General features: G+C 35.0%; 21 protein-coding genes. 20 read left to right on the forward strand and 1 reads right to left on the reverse strand.

Features of this window, described 5'->3' with window-relative positions:
• The first annotated feature begins 38 nt into the window (after positions 1-38).
• The 17 genes from ABI125_05310 to ABI125_05390 all read left to right on the forward strand — a co-directional run bounded on the left by ABI125_05310 (position 39) and on the right by ABI125_05390 (position 15941).
• Complete coding sequence (locus ABI125_05310) at positions 39-683, forward strand: hypothetical protein (GenBank protein ID XCF07273.1); 645 nt, start codon at positions 39-41, stop codon at positions 681-683.
• Between the two features lie 22 nt (positions 684-705).
• Complete coding sequence (locus ABI125_05315; protein XCF07274.1) at positions 706-1161, forward strand: DoxX family protein; 456 nt, start codon at positions 706-708, stop codon at positions 1159-1161.
• Between the two features lie 2 nt (positions 1162-1163).
• Positions 1164-1748 carry an NAD(P)H-dependent oxidoreductase gene (locus ABI125_05320; GenBank protein XCF07275.1) on the forward strand — a complete coding sequence of 195 codons (585 nt, stop codon included), beginning with the start codon at positions 1164-1166 and terminating at the stop codon, positions 1746-1748.
• An 82-nt stretch (positions 1749-1830) separates the two neighbouring features.
• A complete protein-coding gene (locus tag ABI125_05325; protein XCF07276.1) occupies positions 1831-2808 on the forward strand; it encodes a helix-turn-helix domain-containing protein in 978 nt (325 codons plus the stop codon).
• 97 nt (positions 2809-2905) lie between these two features.
• The gene (locus tag ABI125_05330; GenBank protein ID XCF07277.1) at positions 2906-3631 is read left to right on the forward strand and encodes a DUF4386 domain-containing protein; all 726 of its coding nucleotides are present in this window, start codon (positions 2906-2908) and stop codon (positions 3629-3631) included.
• The gene (locus ABI125_05335; protein XCF07278.1) at positions 3628-4500 is read left to right on the forward strand and encodes an ABC transporter ATP-binding protein; all 873 of its coding nucleotides are present in this window, start codon (positions 3628-3630) and stop codon (positions 4498-4500) included. Before ABI125_05330 ends, ABI125_05335 begins: the two co-directional genes overlap by 4 nt.
• A gap of 2 nt (positions 4501-4502) precedes the next feature.
• A complete protein-coding gene (locus ABI125_05340; protein XCF07279.1) occupies positions 4503-7673 on the forward strand; it encodes a M1 family aminopeptidase in 3171 nt (1056 codons plus the stop codon).
• A gap of 1 nt (position 7674) precedes the next feature.
• On the forward strand, positions 7675-8766 hold the full coding sequence (locus ABI125_05345) for an alpha/beta hydrolase (GenBank protein XCF07280.1): 1092 nt from the start codon (positions 7675-7677) through the stop codon (positions 8764-8766).
• Positions 8767-8864: 98 nt separating this feature from the next.
• Positions 8865-9854: an AraC family transcriptional regulator ligand-binding domain-containing protein gene (locus ABI125_05350; GenBank protein XCF07281.1), complete on the forward strand. Its 990-nt coding sequence runs from the start codon at positions 8865-8867 to the stop codon at positions 9852-9854.
• A 146-nt stretch (positions 9855-10000) separates the two neighbouring features.
• A complete protein-coding gene (locus ABI125_05355) occupies positions 10001-10495 on the forward strand; it encodes an anthrone oxygenase family protein (GenBank protein XCF07282.1) in 495 nt (164 codons plus the stop codon).
• A 43-nt stretch (positions 10496-10538) separates the two neighbouring features.
• Positions 10539-10940, forward strand: coding sequence for a DUF5367 family protein (locus ABI125_05360; GenBank protein ID XCF07283.1), 402 nt, complete (start codon positions 10539-10541; stop codon positions 10938-10940).
• The gene (locus tag ABI125_05365) at positions 10906-11841 is read left to right on the forward strand and encodes an NmrA family NAD(P)-binding protein (GenBank protein XCF07284.1); all 936 of its coding nucleotides are present in this window, start codon (positions 10906-10908) and stop codon (positions 11839-11841) included. Before ABI125_05360 ends, ABI125_05365 begins: the two co-directional genes overlap by 35 nt.
• Positions 11842-12230: 389 nt before the next feature.
• Positions 12231-12779 carry a carboxymuconolactone decarboxylase family protein gene (locus ABI125_05370; protein ID XCF07285.1) on the forward strand — a complete coding sequence of 183 codons (549 nt, stop codon included), beginning with the start codon at positions 12231-12233 and terminating at the stop codon, positions 12777-12779.
• Positions 12780-13153: 374 nt separating this feature from the next.
• The gene (locus ABI125_05375) at positions 13154-13564 is read left to right on the forward strand and encodes an OsmC family protein (protein ID XCF07286.1); all 411 of its coding nucleotides are present in this window, start codon (positions 13154-13156) and stop codon (positions 13562-13564) included.
• A gap of 18 nt (positions 13565-13582) precedes the next feature.
• Positions 13583-13996, forward strand: coding sequence for a nuclear transport factor 2 family protein (locus tag ABI125_05380; GenBank protein ID XCF07287.1), 414 nt, complete (start codon positions 13583-13585; stop codon positions 13994-13996).
• 11 nt (positions 13997-14007) lie between these two features.
• On the forward strand, positions 14008-14892 hold the full coding sequence (locus tag ABI125_05385; GenBank protein XCF07288.1) for a helix-turn-helix domain-containing protein: 885 nt from the start codon (positions 14008-14010) through the stop codon (positions 14890-14892).
• A 20-nt stretch (positions 14893-14912) separates the two neighbouring features.
• A complete protein-coding gene (locus tag ABI125_05390) occupies positions 14913-15941 on the forward strand; it encodes a DUF4405 domain-containing protein (protein ID XCF07289.1) in 1029 nt (342 codons plus the stop codon).
• Between the two features lie 1016 nt (positions 15942-16957).
• Here the strand turns inward: ABI125_05390 and ABI125_05395 are convergent.
• Positions 16958-18019, reverse strand: coding sequence for a LacI family DNA-binding transcriptional regulator (locus ABI125_05395; GenBank protein XCF07290.1), 1062 nt, complete (start codon positions 18017-18019; stop codon positions 16958-16960).
• A 131-nt stretch (positions 18020-18150) separates the two neighbouring features.
• Here ABI125_05395 and ABI125_05400 point away from each other — a divergent pair, with 131 nt between their 5' ends.
• The 3 genes from ABI125_05400 to ABI125_05410 all read left to right on the forward strand — a co-directional run bounded on the left by ABI125_05400 (position 18151) and on the right by ABI125_05410 (position 20779).
• The gene (locus tag ABI125_05400; GenBank protein ID XCF07291.1) at positions 18151-19197 is read left to right on the forward strand and encodes a sugar kinase; all 1047 of its coding nucleotides are present in this window, start codon (positions 18151-18153) and stop codon (positions 19195-19197) included.
• An 82-nt stretch (positions 19198-19279) separates the two neighbouring features.
• Entirely contained in the window at positions 19280-19951 is a 672-nt protein-coding gene (locus ABI125_05405) for a bifunctional 4-hydroxy-2-oxoglutarate aldolase/2-dehydro-3-deoxy-phosphogluconate aldolase (GenBank protein XCF07292.1), read from the forward strand.
• A gap of 135 nt (positions 19952-20086) precedes the next feature.
• The gene (locus ABI125_05410) at positions 20087-20779 is read left to right on the forward strand and encodes an FKBP-type peptidyl-prolyl cis-trans isomerase (protein ID XCF07293.1); all 693 of its coding nucleotides are present in this window, start codon (positions 20087-20089) and stop codon (positions 20777-20779) included.
• Positions 20780-20887 lie beyond the last annotated feature (108 nt).

The raw sequence follows: 20887 nt of genomic DNA on the forward strand, positions 1-20887 counted from the left end.
TCATTTTTTTTCACGTGCTTCCATCGGAATTTTGAAGCATGAAAAAAATAATAATCATTACTTCATTTTTTACAATTGGTTTTGCAAACTATTTGCAGGCACAATTTACCCAAGTAGAACTGTTTTCTGGATTTGGTAAAACAGATTTTAATCTGTATTCTAGCTATCCAATTAATGAGGGAAATACACTGAGTATTGCCACCCTCACCTTTTTTCAAAAATTCAACAAAAAGGAAAATGAGAGTTTTGATGAGGTAGGCGTTCAGCCAACTTTATTCTGGAACATTAATAAGAATATTTCCATTGGGCCTTCTTTATATTACAACAGCGTTGCAGGATATTCGCAACGCTTATCAGTAAAATTCACGCTAAAAAATTCACGGATATTATTTGTCATTATTCCCACAGTTGCCCATTCTGAGCAGACCAACGCTAGCTATGCCGAAGCCTTTGCTCAGTTTCAGTTCAACATTCCCATAAGTAATAAAGTATCGCTTTGGTTAAACGGGCAGTTTTTAACGGTGTGGGATGAATTCAAGAGGCATTCTAGAAGTTTTCAGCAATGGCGTGCCGGCGTATCGTTCAATGGGCACCAATTCGGTTTTGGGCTAGACTTTGACCAATATGGGCCAAACCCTATAGAAAAATCATCTTTCGGTGTGTATTACCGAAAAACATTATAAACAATTTTAAATCTTCAACATTATGAAAACTTTAGTACAAAAACTTTTAACGACACATCCAAATATTGGATTTAGTATTGCACGATTAACACTCGGTTTAGTAATATTTCCGCATGGAGCACAGAAATTACTGGGGCTGTTTGGAGGTTATGGTTACTCAGCCAATATGGAAGCATTTACAGCGCAAATGGGATTACCAAGCATTGTAGCCTTCTCAATAATAATGATTGAATTTTTTGGCTCTATTTTCTTAATTCTTGGACTCTTGAGTAGATTTTGGGCACTATCACTTGCCGGAATGTTTGTGGGTATTATTTATACTACACAGTTAGAACATGGCTTTTTTATGAATTGGTTTGGTAATCAAGCTGGAGAAGGATACGAATATTCTCTTCTTATAATCGGTCTTGCCCTAACCACATTGGTAAACGGTAGTGGAAAATGGTCAATAGATAAATTAATCTCTAAAAAGCAGTAATCATGAAAACGATAATCACAATAGCTGGAAGCAACAGTCAAAAATCTATAAACAAAAGTTTAATAACCTATACCGCTGGTTTGTTGGAAAATCTCGAAATTATTTCAATCGATTTAAACGATTATGTGTTGCCTATTTATAGTGCAGATTTTGAGGCTGAATATGGTATTCCGACCGCTGTTAAAAGACTAAACGAGTTGTTTAATACTGCCGATGGATTTATAGTTTCTCTTGCAGAACATAACGGGTCTTATTCAGCGGTATTCAAAAACACGATAGATTGGTTATCTCGTGTAAATATGAAAATATGGAGAGAAAAATCTATGCTGTTAATGGCAACCTCACCAGGAGGCAGAGGCGGTGCCACTGTTTTACAATCGGCAAGTACTTACTTTCCGTTTATGGGGGCCAGTATTACAGATACGTTTTCATTGCCCTCTTTTTATGATAATTTCAATAACGGAGAAATTAATGATAAAAGTTTGAAGGAAGAGATTCGTAAAAAGACCCAGGCATTTCACACCATAGTAAATAACACATATAAAGAAGCAAAGTTCGATTTAGTAGAATCACATTCTAATAAATAACCTTTTATAATTTATAAATTAAGTATATGAAAAACTCAATCAAAAATATTATTTTGCTCAGGAGCATAATAAAATTGACGTCATGGCTGTTGTTTTTTCTACTATATTCAAGAAAGCTATTAAACTTGCGCTCGAAGAAGGCGCGCCTAAAACCAGCCTTGATTGTTCAGTAAGTCATAAAACCGAAAATGAACGGGTCTCAATGGACTTATTACTTGATATCTATGAATGCGCTGAAAAACATTTACCTGCAGGTTTTGGACTAAGACAAGGCAAACAGCTTGATTCTAATGACTATGGTACTTTAGGATTATCCTGGAAAACCTGTCTGAAAGCTATCGATATATTGAAAAATGTAAAAAGATACATGGTACTTGTAACCGATGATGGCAGTATTGAATTACTTGAACGTGATGGTATAATTAAGCTTATTTTGAATAGGGACGTTTACAGATTAGGCGTTAAAACAGCAAATGAGGCGTCTTTTGTTATGTTGGTAGGAGTTTTAAATGAAGTAACTGGTAAAAACATTAAGCCTGTGGAAGTTAATTTCAAGCACACCTTTACCAATAGTGACTATTTTTCTGACTATTTTGATTGTCCCGTTAACTTTAATTCTTCTAATAACACGTTGGTTTTCAGAGCAAAAACACTTGAGGTCTCGACTATAAAAGCTGATAAGTTTATTCACCAGTTTTTAGTAGAACGTATGGAACAAGAAAAATCAAATCTTAACAAAGAAGATGATTTACTAACATACGAAATCAATAAGATTCTTAAAGAGTCTATGGCAAGTGGGATACCCAGTATTGCTCAAGTAGGTGAATATTTAGGGGTTAGTGCTAGGACACTCAAAAGAAGGCTGGCTGAAAGAAACTTAACATTTAGAGAGCTTATCCAAAAGAACCAACAAGAAACGGCCACATTATTACTTTCAAATTCATCTCAATCTGTTGGCGAAATCGCTTTTTTAACTGGCTTTTCTGAACAAAGTGCCTTCAATCGGGCATTTAAAAGATGGACTGGTCAAGCTCCAAACGAATACAGAAAAACCCTGTAGACCTTTTTGTCCCAAAATGTCAAATCTTCGGCACAAAGGGTCAATTTATTAAGACATCTTTTCATCAATTTTGCTTTAAATCACAAACATTTAAAAAATGAAAAGCATTAAATCTTTTGCGAGTATGAAATTGATCCGCTTTACAGGAGCACTCTATCTTTTGGTCATTATTTGCGCCGGCTTTAGCCAAGGTTACGTTCGAGGCACCCTAATTGTCCCGGGAAATGCTGTAGAAACAGCAAGCAATATATTACAAAACAAAGAACTGTTTCAATTAGGGTTAACCACCGACTTGATAGCATTTCTTTTAGACGCTGTTATAGCCATACTATTGTATAAAATTTTTAAACCTTTCAATAAAACACTGGCGATGGTGTCTTCGGCCTTTAGGCTAATAGCACATCCAGCTATAGGAAGTTTAAATTTATTAAATCACTATATGGCTCTTAAAGTATTAGAAACTGATAGTTTGTCAAATTCATTTAGTATAACTCAAGTTCAGAACATAAGCACCTTATTTATGGAAGCGCATCAGTATGGATATCTTATCGCAGGAACCTTTTTTGGAGTGCATTGCCTTTTATTGGCAATACTAATTTACAAATCCAATGTATTCCCAAAGGTGTTTGGTGGCCTATTCCTTGGTGCCGCAGCTGGTTATTTGATAGAAACGTTTGGAAATTTTAATTTTCCGGGTTATGAGGGTTATACGGCTCTTATCGTTGGTGTTTCGGCTGCTATTGGAGAGGTTGGATTAACTTTATATATGCTCATTAAAGGCACGACAACATCTTATAAAAACTTAAAAAACTTACCATTATGAACTCTTTAAAAATTAGCAATCTTAATCTAACCTACAAAAACGGTTACAACGCCATTAATGGTATTTCCTTAGATATTAAAAATGGCATGTTTGGGTTATTAGGTCCAAATGGGGCCGGAAAATCGTCTTTAATGAAAACTATCGTTGGATTGCAAAAACCTACATCTGGTAGTATCGGTTTCAATGATGTTGATATTGTAAACAATCCCGATTACATAAAAAAGAATTTAGGATTTCTACCTCAAGATTTTGGTGTTTATCCTAAAGTAAATGCATATGACCTATTAAATCATATTGCAATTTTAAAAGGAATTTCCAACAAAACAGAGCGTCAAAATCAGATTCAATATTTATTAGAAAAAGTTAATCTCTGGAATTTTAGAGATAAGGAAGTACATACATTTTCGGGAGGTATGAAACAGCGTTTCGGAGTGGCACAGGCCTTGCTTGGAAATCCTAAAATAATAATTGTTGATGAACCAACAGCAGGGCTTGATCCAGAAGAGCGTAATCGATTTAATACCTTGCTAAGTGATATTAGTAGTGAAGTTGTTGTGATTTTATCGACCCATTTGGTTGAAGATGTGAAAAATCTGTGTTCAGAAATGACCATAATAAATCGAGGAAGGGTTCTTAAAACAGGAAAGCCAAAAGAATTAATTAAAGAACTAGAAGGTAAAATCTGGTCAAAATTTATTGATAATCATGAATTAGAAGTCTACAAATCAAAATTTAAGGTTATCAGTCAGCAACTTATCGAACGTCAATTACAAATCACGATATTTTCAAACGTGCAGCCAGAAGGATTTTTGCCGGTAGAACCAATACTTGAGCATGTCTACTTTAATGTGCTTTCTAAAAACAGTTAATTATGAATGCAATATTTCAATTCCAATTACGGCACAGCGGTAACCGGTATATTTTAAGTTTAACAGGAGCAATATTATTGCTCGTAGGATGGTTCTGCGGTTATAAATTTAATTTAACTGCAGGTGAGGGTATATACCTTAATTCACCGTATACTATTGGGTTTATGATGGCCTTGCTTAGTTTGTCAATAATATTTTTAGCCATTTCATACGCAATGGAGATTCTATTGAAAGAATGGGATACAAAGTTTGACATTATGTTATTTTCATATCCTGTTACTTTAGACACCTATTTAATAGGCAAATTTTCAACGTTTACTTTAAAAACTTTTCTCAGTTTTTTCATTTTAATTGTTGGTTTTGTGATTGGTCAAAACTTGCGTACAGGAAGTGAGATGCAGGAAGGGTTTAATCTCTGGTTTTATTTATATCCTTTTTTGATTTTCGGAGTGCTAAACTGCCTTTTTATATGTAGTTTTTTATTCATGGTCGCTTATACAACTCGTAAAAAATTATTGGTAGTTGTAGGTGGTTTATTGCTTTATGTGCTTTACATGGTTTTGTTGGTGTTTTCTAATTCACCATTTATGGCTGGAAGTACCCCTCAATCGATTGAAATACAGCAACTATCAGCTTTGTTGGATCCTTTCGGGGTGTCTGCATATTTCTTCGAAGCTAGGAACATGACGGTCATCGCAAAAAATGAGATTTTAGTTCCGCTTAGTGGTTTTCTGGCGGCTAACCGTTTAATTTATCTATCTCTATCAGTTGTGTTTTTGATTATTACTCGACATTTTTATTCTAGTAACAAAAGTGTAAGTAAAAAAGAATTGAAGCGCAAAAAGCAGAAAGTTGGAGACACTATTGTTAGAATAGCAAAAGTTGAAATACCAGTTCTTGATTTTAGTTTTAAATCTGAATTGAAGTCCATTTTATCCTTTTCGAAAGTAGATTTAATTTATTTATTTAAAGGTGTTACCATTGTCGCGGTTACTATTTTGTTGGTCTTTTTTGTAGGGATGGAAATGTATGCGGCCATTGATAAGGGTATACGTTTACCCCAATACTATGCGAGTTCAGGGCTTTTAGCCACATCTATTTCTCAAAGTTTTCACTTGTTAGGCGCCTTCATTTTGGTGTATTTTGTTAACGATATTTATTGGAGAAGTGAAGCAGCTCGTTTTTATTTGATTGAACAGAGTACATTTTTTTCAAAATCAAAATTAAAAGGACACTTAGTATCCATTGGTGTATTATTACTATTTCTAACGACTATACTTATTGCATTGGCTTTACTTTTTCAAATAAGCTATGGATATACCCAAATTGATTGTTTGGCATATTTAGGTGTTGTACTATTTAACACCATTCCACTTTTTCTTTTTGGAACTTTAATGCTTATTATAAACTGTGTTTTTAAAAATAAGTACGTCGCCTTAGGTGTTTCCATTATTTCAGTAATAGTTCTTGCAACACCCTTGATTAAGATGATGTTGCCCTATCCATTATTCCATGTTTTCTCAGGCTTTAAAGGCGTGTACAGTGACCTAAATGGTTATGGTGTGTACTTGTCTGTATTTTCAAGCCGCTTATGTTTTGGAGTAAGTTTGTTAGGATTATTGTGGATTGTCAATTCATATTTTAAATCAAGACAATGGACAAAAATGAAGTCTGTTTTTGTCATTGTTTTCTTGGGATTAGGCGTCTCTAGTGGTGTTAACTTCATGGAAGGTTATATGCCGAAGAATGAGGATTCTAAAATGATAGAAGCTTTTAACTACGAAAAGAAATATCGTCATTATCAGAATATTCCCCAACCTACTGTTGTTGATGTAGATACTAAAATTGACTTGTTTCCATCTAAAAACTCATATAACATTCAAGGTAAATATGTATTACAAAATTTAACAGAAGGACCAATACACAGTATATTATTAAATTTTCATTCAGATTTAGAGCTAGAGGAGGCCACTTTTAATGTCCATGGTGAAAATATTGCAATTGATGAGTTAATCACGGAACTACAACTTGGTAAACCTTTACTACCTAATAAGACAGCAGTATTGGACTTCAAATTGTCTTATAATTGGTATGCCGTAAACGGTCATCAATCCTTCAATGCAATTGTAGGAAATGGATCGTTTATGAGGATAAGTAATTACTATCCAGTACTGGGATACCAATCAGATAAAGAGATAGCGGATGAGCAAAAGCGAAAAGAGTATAAATTAGCCGCTAAAACTGGCTTGAAAGCACTTGAAATGCCTGAGGTCTTCAGGAGTGACTTTATAAAATTGAATATGACCGTTTCAACTGAGGGGGGCCAAACGCCAATTGGAACTGGAGATGTTGTGAGGTCATGGTCAGATAATGGTAGAACTTTTGTGCAACACAAGGTTGACAGCATCCCATTTCGTTTCGCAATAGCATCTGCAGCATATAAAAAACAATCATTACTCCATCGAAACATAACAATTGAAGTGTTATACGATGATATGCATTTTGAAAACGTGGATCGACTTCTTAATAATGCCAAACTAAGTTTAGACTACTGCATAGATAACTTTGGCACTTATCCCTTTGAAAAAATCAGTTTTGTTGAAGTGTCATCTTTTACCAGTGGCTTTGCGGCAACTGCTTATCCGTCTGCTGTATTTATGACCGAAAACCTAATTTTTCATACCAACATAGAAAGTGATCCTAGTAAGGATGTGATTAATGAACTTGCTGGACACGAATTGTCTCATTTATGGTGGGGAAATAGTCAAGTTAGTCCGGATATAAGAGAGGGTGCTTCTATGCTTACAGAAACCTTAGCCATGTATGCGGAAATGATGATTTACAAACGATTGTATGGAGAAGAACGCATGAAGGAACGTTTAGCAATACATGAACAAATTTATGAAAATGAAAAAGGATTATATGGTGATTCAGCACTATTTAAAGTGCCTTATGGTGCAACTCATCTTGCTTATTCAAAGGGAGCTGTTGCTATGGTAGAATTATCAAAGTTAATTGGTGAAGACCAGGTAAATCTGGCATTGAGGAACTTCCTTCAAAATAATCAATATCCAAAAAAGCCAACCTCGTTGGATTTGCTTAATGAATTTTATAAGGTAACTTTAAATAAGAACGTGAAATTACAAATTGAGGCATTATTTAAAGAAATTTAATATGAAAACAGCAAGAAAGAACCTTATGTTAATAGTATGTATAACGTTAACATTTCCTTGCTTGGCGGCCACAGTGTTGGTAAATCAAGAATCGGAATCTATCGATTTAGTTATACAGACAGACAATGTTTCGATTGGCGGAACACTAGTTATTCCATCCAATCGTAAAGTGAAATCTCTAGTTGTCATGAGTTCTGGCAGTGGTCCACAAGATAGGGATGAAACCTTAGAGGGTTTTAAGATTTTTAAAGTTATAGCGGAACACCTAGCCTCAAAAGGAATAGCATCTTTCCGTTACGACGACAGAGGCGTGGGAACAAGTACAGGTGATTTTGCAAACAGCACAATCGATGACCATTCAAAGGATTTAGAAAGCATAATCGATTACTTTAAAACCTACAAAAAGTATTCATTCATTGATTTTATATTATTTGGTCATAGCCAAGGAGGTATTATTTCTGCAAAGGTTGCTGTTAATAATAAGTCTGTGAAAAAAGTAATTCTAATGGGAGCGCCAGCAGTACCACTAATAGAGGTGGTACTTTATCAAGTCAGGCAGGAATATAAACAATCTAATATTTCGAAATCATTAATTGAAGCCGATATTTCAGCGCATAATAAATTGATGAGAGCTATTGAAGATAATAAGCATATTGATGAAGCGTATCAATTATTTCAAGAAACTACCAAGTCCATACTGTATGAGTTAATGTCATCAGAAGAAATTGTTGATACCTTAAAAATCGAAAAAGAGGCGCTGGCCAAAGCCAACCAATTCAAAATAATTTATGCGTTACCATCACTGGCATCTTTCCTATACTATCACCCTTCTAAAGATTTAGAGTTATTGGAAGTACCTGTGTTGGGTTTATTTGGTGGTTTAGATTTTCAGGTTCCTATAGACCAAAATAAAGACCGTATGGAAAATGCACTTCTCAAATCTGGAACGGAGTATCATTTTATAATATTTGATAAGGCCAATCATTTTTTTCAAAAGGCAACCACAGGAAGTAGGGACGAATATGCTTCCCTTGAAAAGAAATTTGTTGATAATTTTCTCGGTGAAATTTCATCTTGGATACTTGATAAGTAATTCAAAATGAATTGATAACATAGGAAAACATATTTATTTCTAAAATCGTAATTTAGTAATGTGTCAGGAATCCTGATGTCTTTAAATTCAAATTAAAGATGAAATACTTCTCTGTTAATCTATATAAAAAGATACTTAACTGTGCTATTGCTGAAGGAATGTCAAGCAAGGATTTTGAAAATTGGCCAATTTCGCTTGAAGAGGCTGAAAATTTAAAATTTGTTTCTGCGGATCAACATTTAAATGCGCATGAATTGCTTGATGAAAAGCTTAAATCTGGATTTGCGATTCGAGTTGGTCAGCAGATGAAAATCGAAGATTATGGGGTATTGGGATTATCCTGGAGAACCTGTTCAAAGGTCAGAGAAATTTTTGATCGTAGTGAACGCTATTTTAAATTGCTATCCAATACCTATAATTGGGAAGTTAAGGATGGTGAAACTTTTTCTCATATAATTCTTAATAGACCTGCTAATAGTAGAGGAATGCAACTGTCCTCAGAAGCCAGTTTGTCTGCAACAGTAGTAGTTGTAAAAGCGATGTCTGAAAAAAATATTATGCCAGTTCAAGTAAGTTTCAAACATAAACCACCTAAAGATATTACCAGTTATAAGGAAGCATTTAATTGTCCTGTCTCATTTGATCAACCACAATACTCCATAAGCTATAAAACAGAAGATTTAAATTTAAGAACTGCTAAAGCAGATGCCAGCATTAATAGTTACCTTTTACAACAAGTCGATGAAAAAACTAAAGGCATTAAAATCCCAGGCTCAAAATTTGTCCGAGATGTTGAATCTCTAATAAAAGATGCGCTACCCACAGGAATTCCAAGTATTCATCATATTGCTGACCTTACAGCTATGAGTAACCGAACGCTGACGAGAAGACTTTCTGAAGCTGGTGTTACTTATCGTGACTTAATTAAAAAGACTCAAGAAACCATTGCAAAAGATATGCTCAGTAATACCACACAAAGCATTGGTGAAATTGCCTTCTTAACTGGTTTTTCCGAGCAAAGTGCGTTCAACCGTGCTTTTAAAAAATGGACAGACCAAACTCCTTCAGAATTTAGAAAACCCAACTAAAATTATCCTTTTGGCGGAAAATGTCAAAAGGTTGTCTTTAAGTGTCAAAAATCTCTTTTGAACACTTCGCACCTTTGTATCATCAAATTAACAACTCGATATAACAACAGTATCAATCTGGATTACATCCACAAAGAGTAATCAAAATGGAAATAAACTTTAAAATTATCGTATTAATACTAGGCATCTTATTTACAGGCCTAACAGCAGGATTGTGCTTCACATGGTCTAATGCTATAACACCCGGCATTGGCAGATTGGATGACTTAGAATTCTTGCAATCCTTTCAGGCAATGAATCGCGCCATCATCAACCCGAGTTTTCTCATTGTTTTTTTTGGACCAGTGATACTATTATTCATTAATGCTTTTTTGCATAGGAGCTCGAATCCAACCACATTTTGGTCATTTACTCTGGCTGCAATTTTGTTTTTTGTGGGAATAGGTCTTATTACAATTTTTAAAAATGTTCCGCTTAATGAGACTCTAGACAAAACAACCTTGGAAAATTTATCGGCAATTGAACTTAAAGAATTGCGAACAAAATTTGAGCAACCTTGGAATCGCTGGCACATTCAACGCACGATAGCATCGTTCACATCATTTGCGCTCTTAATAACCGGACTAATGTATTCAAAATAAAAACTGAACAATTTTAAAAAACTATAAATAAAAACGAAAAATCATGAAACAAATTAGAATCATAGGTATTGCTATAATAATCTGGATTATAGGAGTTAGTATTTACACTCTTTCATTTTACATCCCAATTTTAGAAGACTCTGAATTACAAGCTAATATTTTACTGTCTTTAGGAATACTACCCGTAGTGTGGTTTGGAGCAAAACAATACTACAAAAGAAAAAGTACTACGAAAGGATACTGGTTAGGGTTAGCCTTTTTCTTAATCGCTGGCGTTCTGGATGCACTAATTTCAGTACCCTATTTAATAGCACCATATGGAGGAACACATTATAGTTTCTTTACTGCTATCGGTTTTTGGCTTATCGGAATCGAATTTATAGTAATGTCAACTGCTTATTGGTACATCAATGTTAAAAGCAGAAGAAATATTACAAATTATTGATAAAAGAAAAAACAGAAAATTTCAAATAATTAATAACAATTTTAAAACAGAAAACATGAAAACAGAAAACATTTTAGTTATCGGAGGAACTGGTAAAACTGGTCGCCGAGTTGCAGAAAATTTAACACAATCCGGACACAACGTACGCGTTGTGGGCAGAAAAACAAACCCAGCTTTTGATTGGGAAAATCCAGAAACCTATGACGCGGCTTTGAAAGATATGGATAGAGCCTACATTGTCTATTATCCTGATTTGGCTGTTCCTGGTTCTAGAGATGCCATTACAGCATTGACCGAAAAAGCATTGGAAGCTGGCTTAGAAAAAGTTGTCTTACTATCAGGAAAAGGAGAAACCGAAGCTGAAGCTTGTGAGGACATCGTTGCCAATTCAGGTTTAAATTACACCTTGGTTAGAGCTTCTTGGTTTAACCAAAACTTTAGTGAAGGTGCATTTTTAGATTTTGTATTAGATGGTGTAGTTGCACTGCCTATGCCAGAGGCCGAAATTCCATTTGTGGACGCGGATGATATTGCTGACGTAGTTTCTAACGTCTTAGTGAATGATTCATACAACGGACAAACCATAACCGTTACTGGACCTCAAAAAAGAACCTTCAAGGAGGTGGTGGGCATTATGGCAGAAGCTTCTGATAAACACATTCAATTTGTGCCTATTTCAATTGACGAATTCAAAGATGGAATGCGAAAAGCCGGGTTACCTGATTCTTACGTATGGCTCTTTGGGTATTTATTTCAAGAAGTATTAGGAAACCCAGATAACCAAGATGTTTCGAATGATGTTGCCAAAGTGTTAGGTAGACCTGCTAAAGATTTTGAAACCTACGCTAGACAAACTGCTGCAACTGGGATATGGAATGCAGAAATAACACAGACCAAATAACCCGTTAAAAAAGGCTTCGACCAACTGTAGCCAGTTTCAGAGCCTTAATTTTATGTTGTTTTACATCTAAAATCAGAACTTGATGACAATTCCCTATTATATTTGGTAACGCTATAGTTTAAGAAATCACTTATAGCATTTAAAAAGTTTTTCAGAGTATGAACGTGAAACGGTAGTTACGGGTTCTTGAAAAAGTACTGTAACAGTGTAAGCAATAAAAAAGCATTTAGTCGCTATTGCTGAGGCTTTATTAGGTGTAGTTCCATTGGGTTTTCATTTCGACTGTGAAAATTATCCATCCATTCACGAAAATGGTCCATTTTAAACCACTCTAATCTTCACCAATTTTGTAGTGTCAATAATGACAAGCAATTTTAAAAAATACAACAATGGAAAATTTAGAAACAACCACGGAATTTAAAGTTCCAACTAGAGATGTAGTATCTCAAAACAATCAAGAGATTTTCGATAATTTAGACAAAGCATTAGGTTTTGTGCCAAATCTTTACGCTGTTATGGCGTATTCAGATAATGGTTTACAACGTTTTTTAAACTACCAAAACGCAAAAACATCTTTAAGTAATAAAGAGAAGGAAGCTGTTAACCTGATTGTAAGTCAGGTAAATAATTGTATTTATTGTCAAAGTGCTCACACAGTACTTGGGAAAATGAATGGGTTTACCGAGGCACAATTACTGGACATACGAAAAGGAAAAAGTGAGACTCCAAAATTAAATGCTTTAGTGAAATTGGCGGCCGACATCACAAAAAATAGAGGTAATGCCAGTGATGAGAACGTGGAGGACTTTTTTAATCAAGGTTATACCAAAGAAAATCTTGTGGATTTAATAATTCAGGTAAGTGATAAAACAGCCATGAATTATTTGCACAATCTTACTAAAGTGCCCGTAGATTTTCCTTTAGCGGAAAATATTTAAATCGTAAAAAGGAAATATGGATTTCCATATTTCCTTTTTTAAACTTTGAAAATCAATCAAAAAATGAACCCTGTTAAAAATATATTGAACTTTTTGAAGATATACCCAAATATAAAAAAGGAAAAGGCACCAGGAAGTTTTTGCCCAAATTGTTGGGGGAGACAAGAATATGGTAATCAATTTTATAAACCTGTAAAATCTTCAAGCAAAAGAGACCAGAAACAAAAAAAAGGCTGGATTGCATCTTATGTTGAGCATAACTTCACCGGGATATACCCCAAGAGGAAAGACGAAAAACAAGTGTGCAATGTATGCTTCGAGGCTTGTGAATATTAATAATAAGTAAATTTTAACCATTATAAAGTAGTATAAAAATGGCAACAGAAATAAAAATAAAAAATATACCAACTGGATATCAATCAATAATAACCAATGGAAAACACACGCTAGTAGGCGATGAACCTTTAAATGTAAAAGGAACCGATCTCGGTATGTCTCCAACAGAATTGGTTTTGGCTGGGATATCAATGTGTAAAGTGGCTACTATTAGAAATGTAGCTAGACGAAAAAACATTGAAATAGGAAACGTAGATGCCCATTTAACCCAGGTGGCTAAAAAAAAATCAGACGGATCTTTTGCAACAGAGGTAAACTCTGCAATTCAAATTATAGGTAACATTACCCCAGAACAAAAAGCAATGCTAATTAAAGAGGCAGACAACTGTTATGTTACTAGGTTAGTTAAAGGGGAATGGACTATTAATGACTCTACAGATTTAATATAAAAGTAAAAAAAATCAATTATGGAAGCAAAACATCCACTGCCGCCCTTTAACGAGGAAACGGCGCTTCAAAAAGTTCAAATGGCCGAGAACGCCTGGAATACCAAGGATTCCATAAAAGTTTCAAAAGCTTACACCATAGACTCTGAATGGAGAAACAGAACTGAGTTTATTTACGGTAGAAATGAAATTGTTGCGTTTTTAACTAAGAAATGGGAAATTGAACGAAATTACAAATTAAAAAAAGAGCTTTGGGGGTTTAAGGATAATAGGATTGCCGTTAAATTTGAGTATGAATTTCAAGATGATAACGACCAATGGTTTAGAGCCTATGGGAACGAACTTTGGGAATTTAACGAAAACGGACTCATGCAAAAGCGCTACGCGAGTATAAACGATGTGAAAATTGAAGAAAACCAAAGAAAGTTAATTTAAAAAGTTGAAATATGGTGCAAAATAACAACTACACACTCGTTAATCCGCAAACCGGTAATCTGGCATTTAAAGTTTACGATTTAGAAAAAGATGACCTGTCCAATCAAGTGCAGAGACTTAATCATTATTCCTTAATTTGGATACAAAAGGGAAGCGGAAGTGTTATTGCAAATTTTACCGAGTTCAATTTTGCCGAAAATACTTTGTTGTCGTTTTCACCATTTCAACCTTTTGTAGTCAAGCCTGTTACGAACATTCAGGGTGTAGTGGTTCACTTTCATCCAGATTTTTTCTGTATCCATAAACATCAAAAAGAAGTGGCTTGTAACGGTGTGTTGTTCAATAATATTTATAGTTTGCCAATGGTTCGAGTTGAAGAAAAGGCGGCATCAAGTTTTGAAATGATAATTGATCAGATTAAGGATGAAATGAAAAAATCTGCGTTGGCACAGTATGAACTGATAGTTTCTTTCTTAAAGATTTTTTTGATTACGGCTTCTAGGTTAAAAACAGAACAACAGTCAGGGTCAAAAAAGGAAACTATAAATAACGAGGAACCCTTTATTTTTCAAAATTTAAAAAATTATATTGAAACGCATTTCAAAACAAAACATTCTGCGAGCGATTACGCCAATATGCTTGCCATAACACCAAAAGCCTTAACACGGCTAACCAAAACACACTTTAATAAAACCTTAACCGATTTAATCTCCGAACGAATTATTATCGAAGCCAAAAGAGAATTGTATTTAACAAATAAAACGGTAAAAGAAATTGCTTTTGAATTGGGGTATAATGATGAATATTATTTTAGCAGGTTTTTTAAAAAAAATGCTGAGGTCTCTCCACAGCAATACAGGGAAACAGTGGGGTTTAATAAGGCTGCAGCAAGTTAACCAGTGATTAATTTACTGTTATGAATAGAAGGTTTGTAGGTAATATTTTAATAATCACCTTTCTTATTTTACTAGGTTCAGGATTAATAATGTATTTTGAACCATTTAGTAAAAACATAGCTGGTTTACATACTTTTTTTGGTTTGCTGTTTATTTTAGTTATGGTTTGTCATGTTTTAAATAACAAAAAACCACTTTCAAACTATATTTCAGGAAAAGGACAATCAAAATTAAAAAAGTTTCAAAGTCTATTGGTTTTCTCATTTATACTAGTTTTGGCCTTCGGAGTGTTTTTTGAGTATCCAATTTTAAGAGATCTCTATAGTTTTGGAAATAAAATTAGAAACGAGAAACTGGGAAAAACCGAAACAGAGTTTGATTATCAAATTATTGAATTAGAAAAAGCGTTGGGTGACCTTCAATTCGAAATAGAATTGAAAAAGAGAATCGAATTTCAATATCCGTTGTTTGCCGTTTGGATAGAGGATTCTAAAGGGCATTATGTTGAAACCCTATACATTTCGCGTGTTATTTCATCGAGTCAATTTGATTTTGGAAATAAAGTTAATGGGGTTTGGCAACCGGATATTGTTAGACGTCCTGAGGCCCTGCCTTATTGGTCTCATAAAAGAGGTATAAAAGCAATAGACGGACTTTTTATGCCGTTATATAATGCGCAAGATCTGGACGCCGTTTCTGGTGCAACACCAACGGGTAATTTCATTATTAAATCTCAGGGCAACTTAAAAAACTTAAAAAACTTTAAGGTTTGTTTGGAGGTGAATCAGTCTTATGATTGGAATGAGTTTTACTCCAAGGATAGATTCCCTAACGATTCTGTTTATTCAGGTTCAGGTCAAGTAGGTCAACCATCACTCATTTATGAAACGGTAATCGCATCCAATAAACAGAATTCTAAAACCTATAAATTAATGAAGATTGTTGGGCATGGTCATCATTCTGGTAAAAATGGAAAATTATTTAAAGATTTATCCAAAATAACATCAGCAAAGGAGATAGTTGATAGAGTTATTATAAGCATTCAATAATTATTATTAATAGGCACTACTTAAACTTTAAAAACTTGTTATTGGTTTTGGTGTACATAATTTGAAAATTGAGTAATAAATACCGAAACATGGCATCTAGATAGAGTTGTATGATAATTTAAGCTCATTGGAAGTGATGTAATAATTTCAAGATTAGTCAACGGATATTGTAATTAGGTTTTTAAATTTTCTTTTATTCAAAAAATGTTTAATTTAGATAAAAATTTTCAATAACCAGAAAGCTTAAACTGCATACGTTTCTGCATACGAAAGTGCATGCGTTTTTAAAATAGAGCAGCTGGGAAGCCCCATAAACAGGGAGGTCAGGTTTTTGGGGTTCAAACTCATAACCCGAAGGTCACTGGTTCGAGTCCAGTTCCCGCTACAAAGCTTAAAGCTAATAAAACCAACGGATTGTGTTCTCACAATCCGTTTTTTTATGTCTTCAGTTTTTTACTTTTACAGAACGTACACGTTTTTGACTAAAGATACACTTTATGGAAAGGCGTAATAAAAATTGATGAAAAAATAATGTATAAAGTTCTTATTTCAACTAAAATGGTAAACCAACATCGAAACTTTATTTAATATTCAAGATTGCAGGAGTAATTGTGCACATAGTGGTTTAGATTTAGTTACCATAATTATCTCTGGTTTTATTATTTTATTTTGCGTTAAATTTTAACAACCAAAAATCCATAGCAGTACTTCTTTTTGTTAATATGAGTAGCGATATTAAAAACGAATATTTCTGCGATGGTTTAACATAAGAGGTTACTAATGCATTAGCTAAAATCAAACAACTTTCGGTTACTTCTCGTACATCTTTATTTTATTTTAAAAACCAAAAGTAACGGCAAAAGGGATAAGAGAGAAATTAAAGGTAGATACCTTTATAGAAGGGAGTGTAAGAATATCAAAAAAGAAAATGCAGATGTCCGAGTAAAGATAACAACTCTAATTTTAAAAATTCAATAGAATAATACCGGGACTTTAAGAAAAAGAACAGCTCACGCCTATTTTTTAATATTCGACGAATCCCGAATCACCAATTCCGCATCCATAATTATTTTGTTCAAACTTTGTTTTACAACGGGCAACTCGCTGTATTCCAAAAAGCGCTTGGCGGCCTGTTTTCCAATTTCGGCACTGTGTTGCTCTATGCTCGAAATACTTGGCGTTACCAAAGCAGTGAACGGTTCGTTGCCAAATCCTACCAAAGCCATATCTTCGGGAACTTTTAAATGGTTCTCATGAAGCACCTGCAAGGCACCCAACGCGGCGTTATCACTGGCGGCATAAACGGCATCTGGTCGATTTTTCAAATTTAGCAGTTGTTCCATCTTTTTACGTCCGTCTTCAAGGGTAAGTTTACACTCGATAAGTAGTTCGGTATCCAAGGGTAGTTCGTATTTTTTTAAGGCATCAATATATCCTTTAATTCGGTTGTTAAAAATACGAGTGTGTCTGTAACCACCAATATGGGCAATACGCTGGCAACCTTGCTCCACCAAATGCTCAACAATCATTTGGCTGCTGTTGTAATCGTTAATACCTATGTAATCAACATTCAAATCGTTTTCACCACGATCGAATAAAATAAGAGGAATGCCCTTCGATTTTATTTTTTCGTAATAATCCAGTTTAATGGTTTCGTTGGCCATCGAGGCGATTATGCCGTCCACTTGTGTAAACAATAAGGTGTCAATATTATTGCATTCCTTTTTATACGACTCGTTGGATTGCGTCATGATAATGCTGTACCCTTCTTTGTTCAGCACTTCTTCAATATTTTGGATAACCGAAGAGAAAAAATTACTGTTGGTTCGTGGCACAATCACACCTACCAATTTACTTTTTCCTTTGCGCAGGGCGCTAGCCAAATGGTTGGGCTGGTAGTTGAGGTTTTTGGCTACCTGCTTTACCGCCTGTTTGGTTTTTTCACTAATACGCGAGTCGTCGTGCAAGGCTTTTGAAACCGCAGCAGTAGAAATGTTTAGCACATTAGCAATATCTTTTATGGTGGTTTTCTTTTTGATATGTGATTTTTTTATATATTTGCTTAATCGATTAAGCAAATATAGTGCGATAATTTTTATAATCAAAACTTTAATAACATTAGTGTTGTAGCGGGTTTTGGTTGTTTTTTATAACCGTTGTTTAATCGTTTAACCAAATTTTAATTTTTAAAACTAAATACAATTCAAGAATGAAAAAAGTAGTCACTTTTGGGGAAATTATGCTGCGCTTGGCACCTCAAGGATTTTTAAGATTTTCGCAAGCCAACAGTTTTGACGTGGTTTACGGTGGAGGTGAGTCTAACGTCGCCGTTTCTTTGGCTAACTATGGTGTGCCTGTAGATTTTGTAACGCGTTTACCAAAAAATGACATTGGTGAATGTGCGATGATGGAAATGAGAAAGCGTGGTGTAAACGTTGACAAAATTGTTTGGGGTGGAGACCGTTTAGGGATTTACTTTTTAGAAACAGGTGCGGTATCAAGAGGTTCGAAAGTGGTTTACGATAGAGCACATTCTGCGATGTCTGAAATCAAACCAGGAATGATAGACTGGGATGCTATTTTTGAAGATGTTGAATGGTTCCACTGGACGGGTATTACGCCAGCTATTTCGCAAGGTGCTGCCGATGCTTGTTTAGAGGCCGTAAAAGCCGCGAGCGCAAAAGGTGTTACTATTTCAACCGATTTGAACTACCGTGCTAAGCTATGGAAATATTGTGACGATGCCCACAGAGAAGCAGTGATGACTGAATTGACTTCATATTGTGATGTGGTTTTAGGAAACGAGGAAGACGCAGAAATGCACTTCGGTATTAAGCCAGAAGGCATTAGCGTACAAACTGAAGGACACAACGTAAAAGCAGAAGCTTTCCTTTCGGTATGTAAGCAAATGATGGAAAAATTCCCAAGAGCCAAAAAAGTAATTACTACGTTAAGAGGTTCTATTTCAGCTTCTCATAACACTTGGGCTGGTGTATTGTACGATGGTGAAAAAATGTACGAAACCCGTCAGTACCAAATTACCGATATTGTTGATAGAGTAGGTGGTGGTGATTCATTTATGGGTGGATTGATCTACGGATTGTTAAAATACCCAGAAGACGACCAAAACGCATTGGATTTTGCTGTGGCAGCTTCTTGCTTAAAGCACACTATTAAAGGTGATGCCAACTTGGTAACCGTTGCCGAAGTAGAAAAACTTATGGGTGGTGATGCTTCAGGTCGTGTAGCGAGATAATTATAAAATGTTTAAACGTTTAATTGTTGATTTGAGTAATCAATTCAACGGTTAAACAAATAAACAAATAAACATTAAAAAAATGGCACAATTTTCAAGATTAGAAGTGGCACAAGCCATGAAAGACACGGGGATGATTCCTTTGTTTTTCAACAGCGATATAGAATTAAGTAAAAAAGTATTGAAGGCCTGTTACGATGGTGGTGCTCGTTTAATGGAGTTTACTGCCCGTGGCGATTTCGCTCACGAGGTTTTTGGCGAATTAACAAAATACGCCATTAAAGAACTTCCGGGAATGATTATGGGGGTAGGTTCTGTAACCGATGGAGCAGCAGCTTCATTGTACATGGCGCTTGGTGCGAACTTTATCGTAACCCCAGTGTTGCGCGAAGACATCGCCATTGCATGTAACCGTAAAAAAGTATTATGGTCTCCAGGCTGTGGTACTTTAACCGAAATCGCAAGAGCTGAAGAATTAGGTTGCGAAATCGTAAAACTGTTCCCTGGAGATATTTACGGTCCTCAGTTTGTAAAAGGGATTAAAGGCCCACAACCATGGACTAGCATTATGCCAACCGGTGGTGTGTCGCCAACCGAAGAGAACCTTAAAGGTTGGTTTGATGCCGGTGTAACATGTGTGGGTATGGGGTCTAAATTAATTTCAAAAGAAATTATTGCCAATAAGGATTATGCAAAATTAGAGCAGGATGTTAAGGATGCTTTAAGTATTGTAAAAAAGGTTAGAGGGTTTTAATACGATTGCTTCGTTAAAAACTTGTTAAACTTAAAAACCTTCACGGTATTCGTGAAGGTTTTCCTTTTTTTACTCCCTTTTATTTTGCTACATTTGGCACTTGACAAAAAATCAAAATAACCAAAAATGAAAATAATGAAATTTTTAAGTTTAGTAGCATTTGCTTTACTAATGGTATCGTGCAACGGTAAGAATGGAGTAACCAACAAACCTTTAGCAACAGAATTGGATTCTGTAAGCTATGCTATTGGATTGGATGTAGCCAACAATGTAAAAAGAAGTTTTGATGAATTTGATAACGATTTGTTTATCCAAGGATTTGTAAACGGATCCGATTCTACAGATATTCAAATTGATGCTGCCAAAGCACAAGGATTGATTAGAGCATACTTCCAGAAAAAGCAACAAGAAGAAATGGCTAAAAGGCAAGAAGAAGCTGAAAAAAGCAAAGCTGAAGGCGAAAAATTCTTAGCAGAAAACAAAGAAAAAGATGGTGTAAAAACTACCGAAAGCGGATTGCAATACATCGTTTTAAAAGAAGGAACGGGTGCGCAACCAACTACCGAGTCTAAAGTAAAAGTACACTACCACGGTACGTTGATAGATGGTACTGTGTTTGATAGCTCGGTAGATAGAGGAGAGCCTACAGAATTTGGTGTAACACAAGTGATTAAAGGATGGACCGAAGGTTTACAGTTAATGAAGGAAGGTGCTAAGTACAAATTTTTCATTCCAGGGAATTTGGCCTATGGTGTAAACCCTCCACCGGGAGAGATTAAGCCTAACTCGACATTAATTTTTGATGTTGAATTATTAGAGGTTAAGTAATAGAGCATTATTTATCGTAATAAACTAAAAGCAGAAAGAAGATCTTTCTGCTTTTTTTATTGTCCCATTGAGGGGACCTAGGGGTGTTATAAAAAGTAAACACAAACA

Source organism: Tamlana crocina, assembly GCA_040429635.1.
Taxonomy (GTDB): domain Bacteria; phylum Bacteroidota; class Bacteroidia; order Flavobacteriales; family Flavobacteriaceae; genus Flavisericum; species Flavisericum crocinum.

What these genes read in the sequence shown, in the direction of transcription:
- ABI125_05310 (XCF07273.1), top strand. Translation starts at nt 39, where the DNA reads ATGAAAAAAATAATAATCATTACTTCATTTTTTACAATTGGTTTTGCA.
- ABI125_05315 (XCF07274.1), top strand. Translation starts at nt 706, where the DNA reads ATGAAAACTTTAGTACAAAAACTTTTAACGACACATCCAAATATTGGA.
- ABI125_05320 (XCF07275.1), top strand. Translation starts at nt 1,164, where the DNA reads ATGAAAACGATAATCACAATAGCTGGAAGCAACAGTCAAAAATCTATA.
- ABI125_05325 (XCF07276.1), top strand. Translation starts at nt 1,831, where the DNA reads ATGGCTGTTGTTTTTTCTACTATATTCAAGAAAGCTATTAAACTTGCG.
- ABI125_05330 (XCF07277.1), top strand. Translation starts at nt 2,906, where the DNA reads ATGAAAAGCATTAAATCTTTTGCGAGTATGAAATTGATCCGCTTTACA.
- ABI125_05335 (XCF07278.1), top strand. Translation starts at nt 3,628, where the DNA reads ATGAACTCTTTAAAAATTAGCAATCTTAATCTAACCTACAAAAACGGT.
- ABI125_05340 (XCF07279.1), top strand. Translation starts at nt 4,503, where the DNA reads ATGAATGCAATATTTCAATTCCAATTACGGCACAGCGGTAACCGGTAT.
- ABI125_05345 (XCF07280.1), top strand. Translation starts at nt 7,675, where the DNA reads ATGAAAACAGCAAGAAAGAACCTTATGTTAATAGTATGTATAACGTTA.
- ABI125_05350 (XCF07281.1), top strand. Translation starts at nt 8,865, where the DNA reads ATGAAATACTTCTCTGTTAATCTATATAAAAAGATACTTAACTGTGCT.
- ABI125_05355 (XCF07282.1), top strand. Translation starts at nt 10,001, where the DNA reads ATGGAAATAAACTTTAAAATTATCGTATTAATACTAGGCATCTTATTT.
- ABI125_05360 (XCF07283.1), top strand. Translation starts at nt 10,539, where the DNA reads ATGAAACAAATTAGAATCATAGGTATTGCTATAATAATCTGGATTATA.
- ABI125_05365 (XCF07284.1), top strand. Translation starts at nt 10,906, where the DNA reads ATGTTAAAAGCAGAAGAAATATTACAAATTATTGATAAAAGAAAAAAC.
- ABI125_05370 (XCF07285.1), top strand. Translation starts at nt 12,231, where the DNA reads ATGGAAAATTTAGAAACAACCACGGAATTTAAAGTTCCAACTAGAGAT.
- ABI125_05375 (XCF07286.1), top strand. Translation starts at nt 13,154, where the DNA reads ATGGCAACAGAAATAAAAATAAAAAATATACCAACTGGATATCAATCA.
- ABI125_05380 (XCF07287.1), top strand. Translation starts at nt 13,583, where the DNA reads ATGGAAGCAAAACATCCACTGCCGCCCTTTAACGAGGAAACGGCGCTT.
- ABI125_05385 (XCF07288.1), top strand. Translation starts at nt 14,008, where the DNA reads ATGGTGCAAAATAACAACTACACACTCGTTAATCCGCAAACCGGTAAT.
- ABI125_05390 (XCF07289.1), top strand. Translation starts at nt 14,913, where the DNA reads ATGAATAGAAGGTTTGTAGGTAATATTTTAATAATCACCTTTCTTATT.
- ABI125_05400 (XCF07291.1), top strand. Translation starts at nt 18,151, where the DNA reads ATGAAAAAAGTAGTCACTTTTGGGGAAATTATGCTGCGCTTGGCACCT.
- ABI125_05405 (XCF07292.1), top strand. Translation starts at nt 19,280, where the DNA reads ATGGCACAATTTTCAAGATTAGAAGTGGCACAAGCCATGAAAGACACG.
- ABI125_05410 (XCF07293.1), top strand. Translation starts at nt 20,087, where the DNA reads ATGAAATTTTTAAGTTTAGTAGCATTTGCTTTACTAATGGTATCGTGC.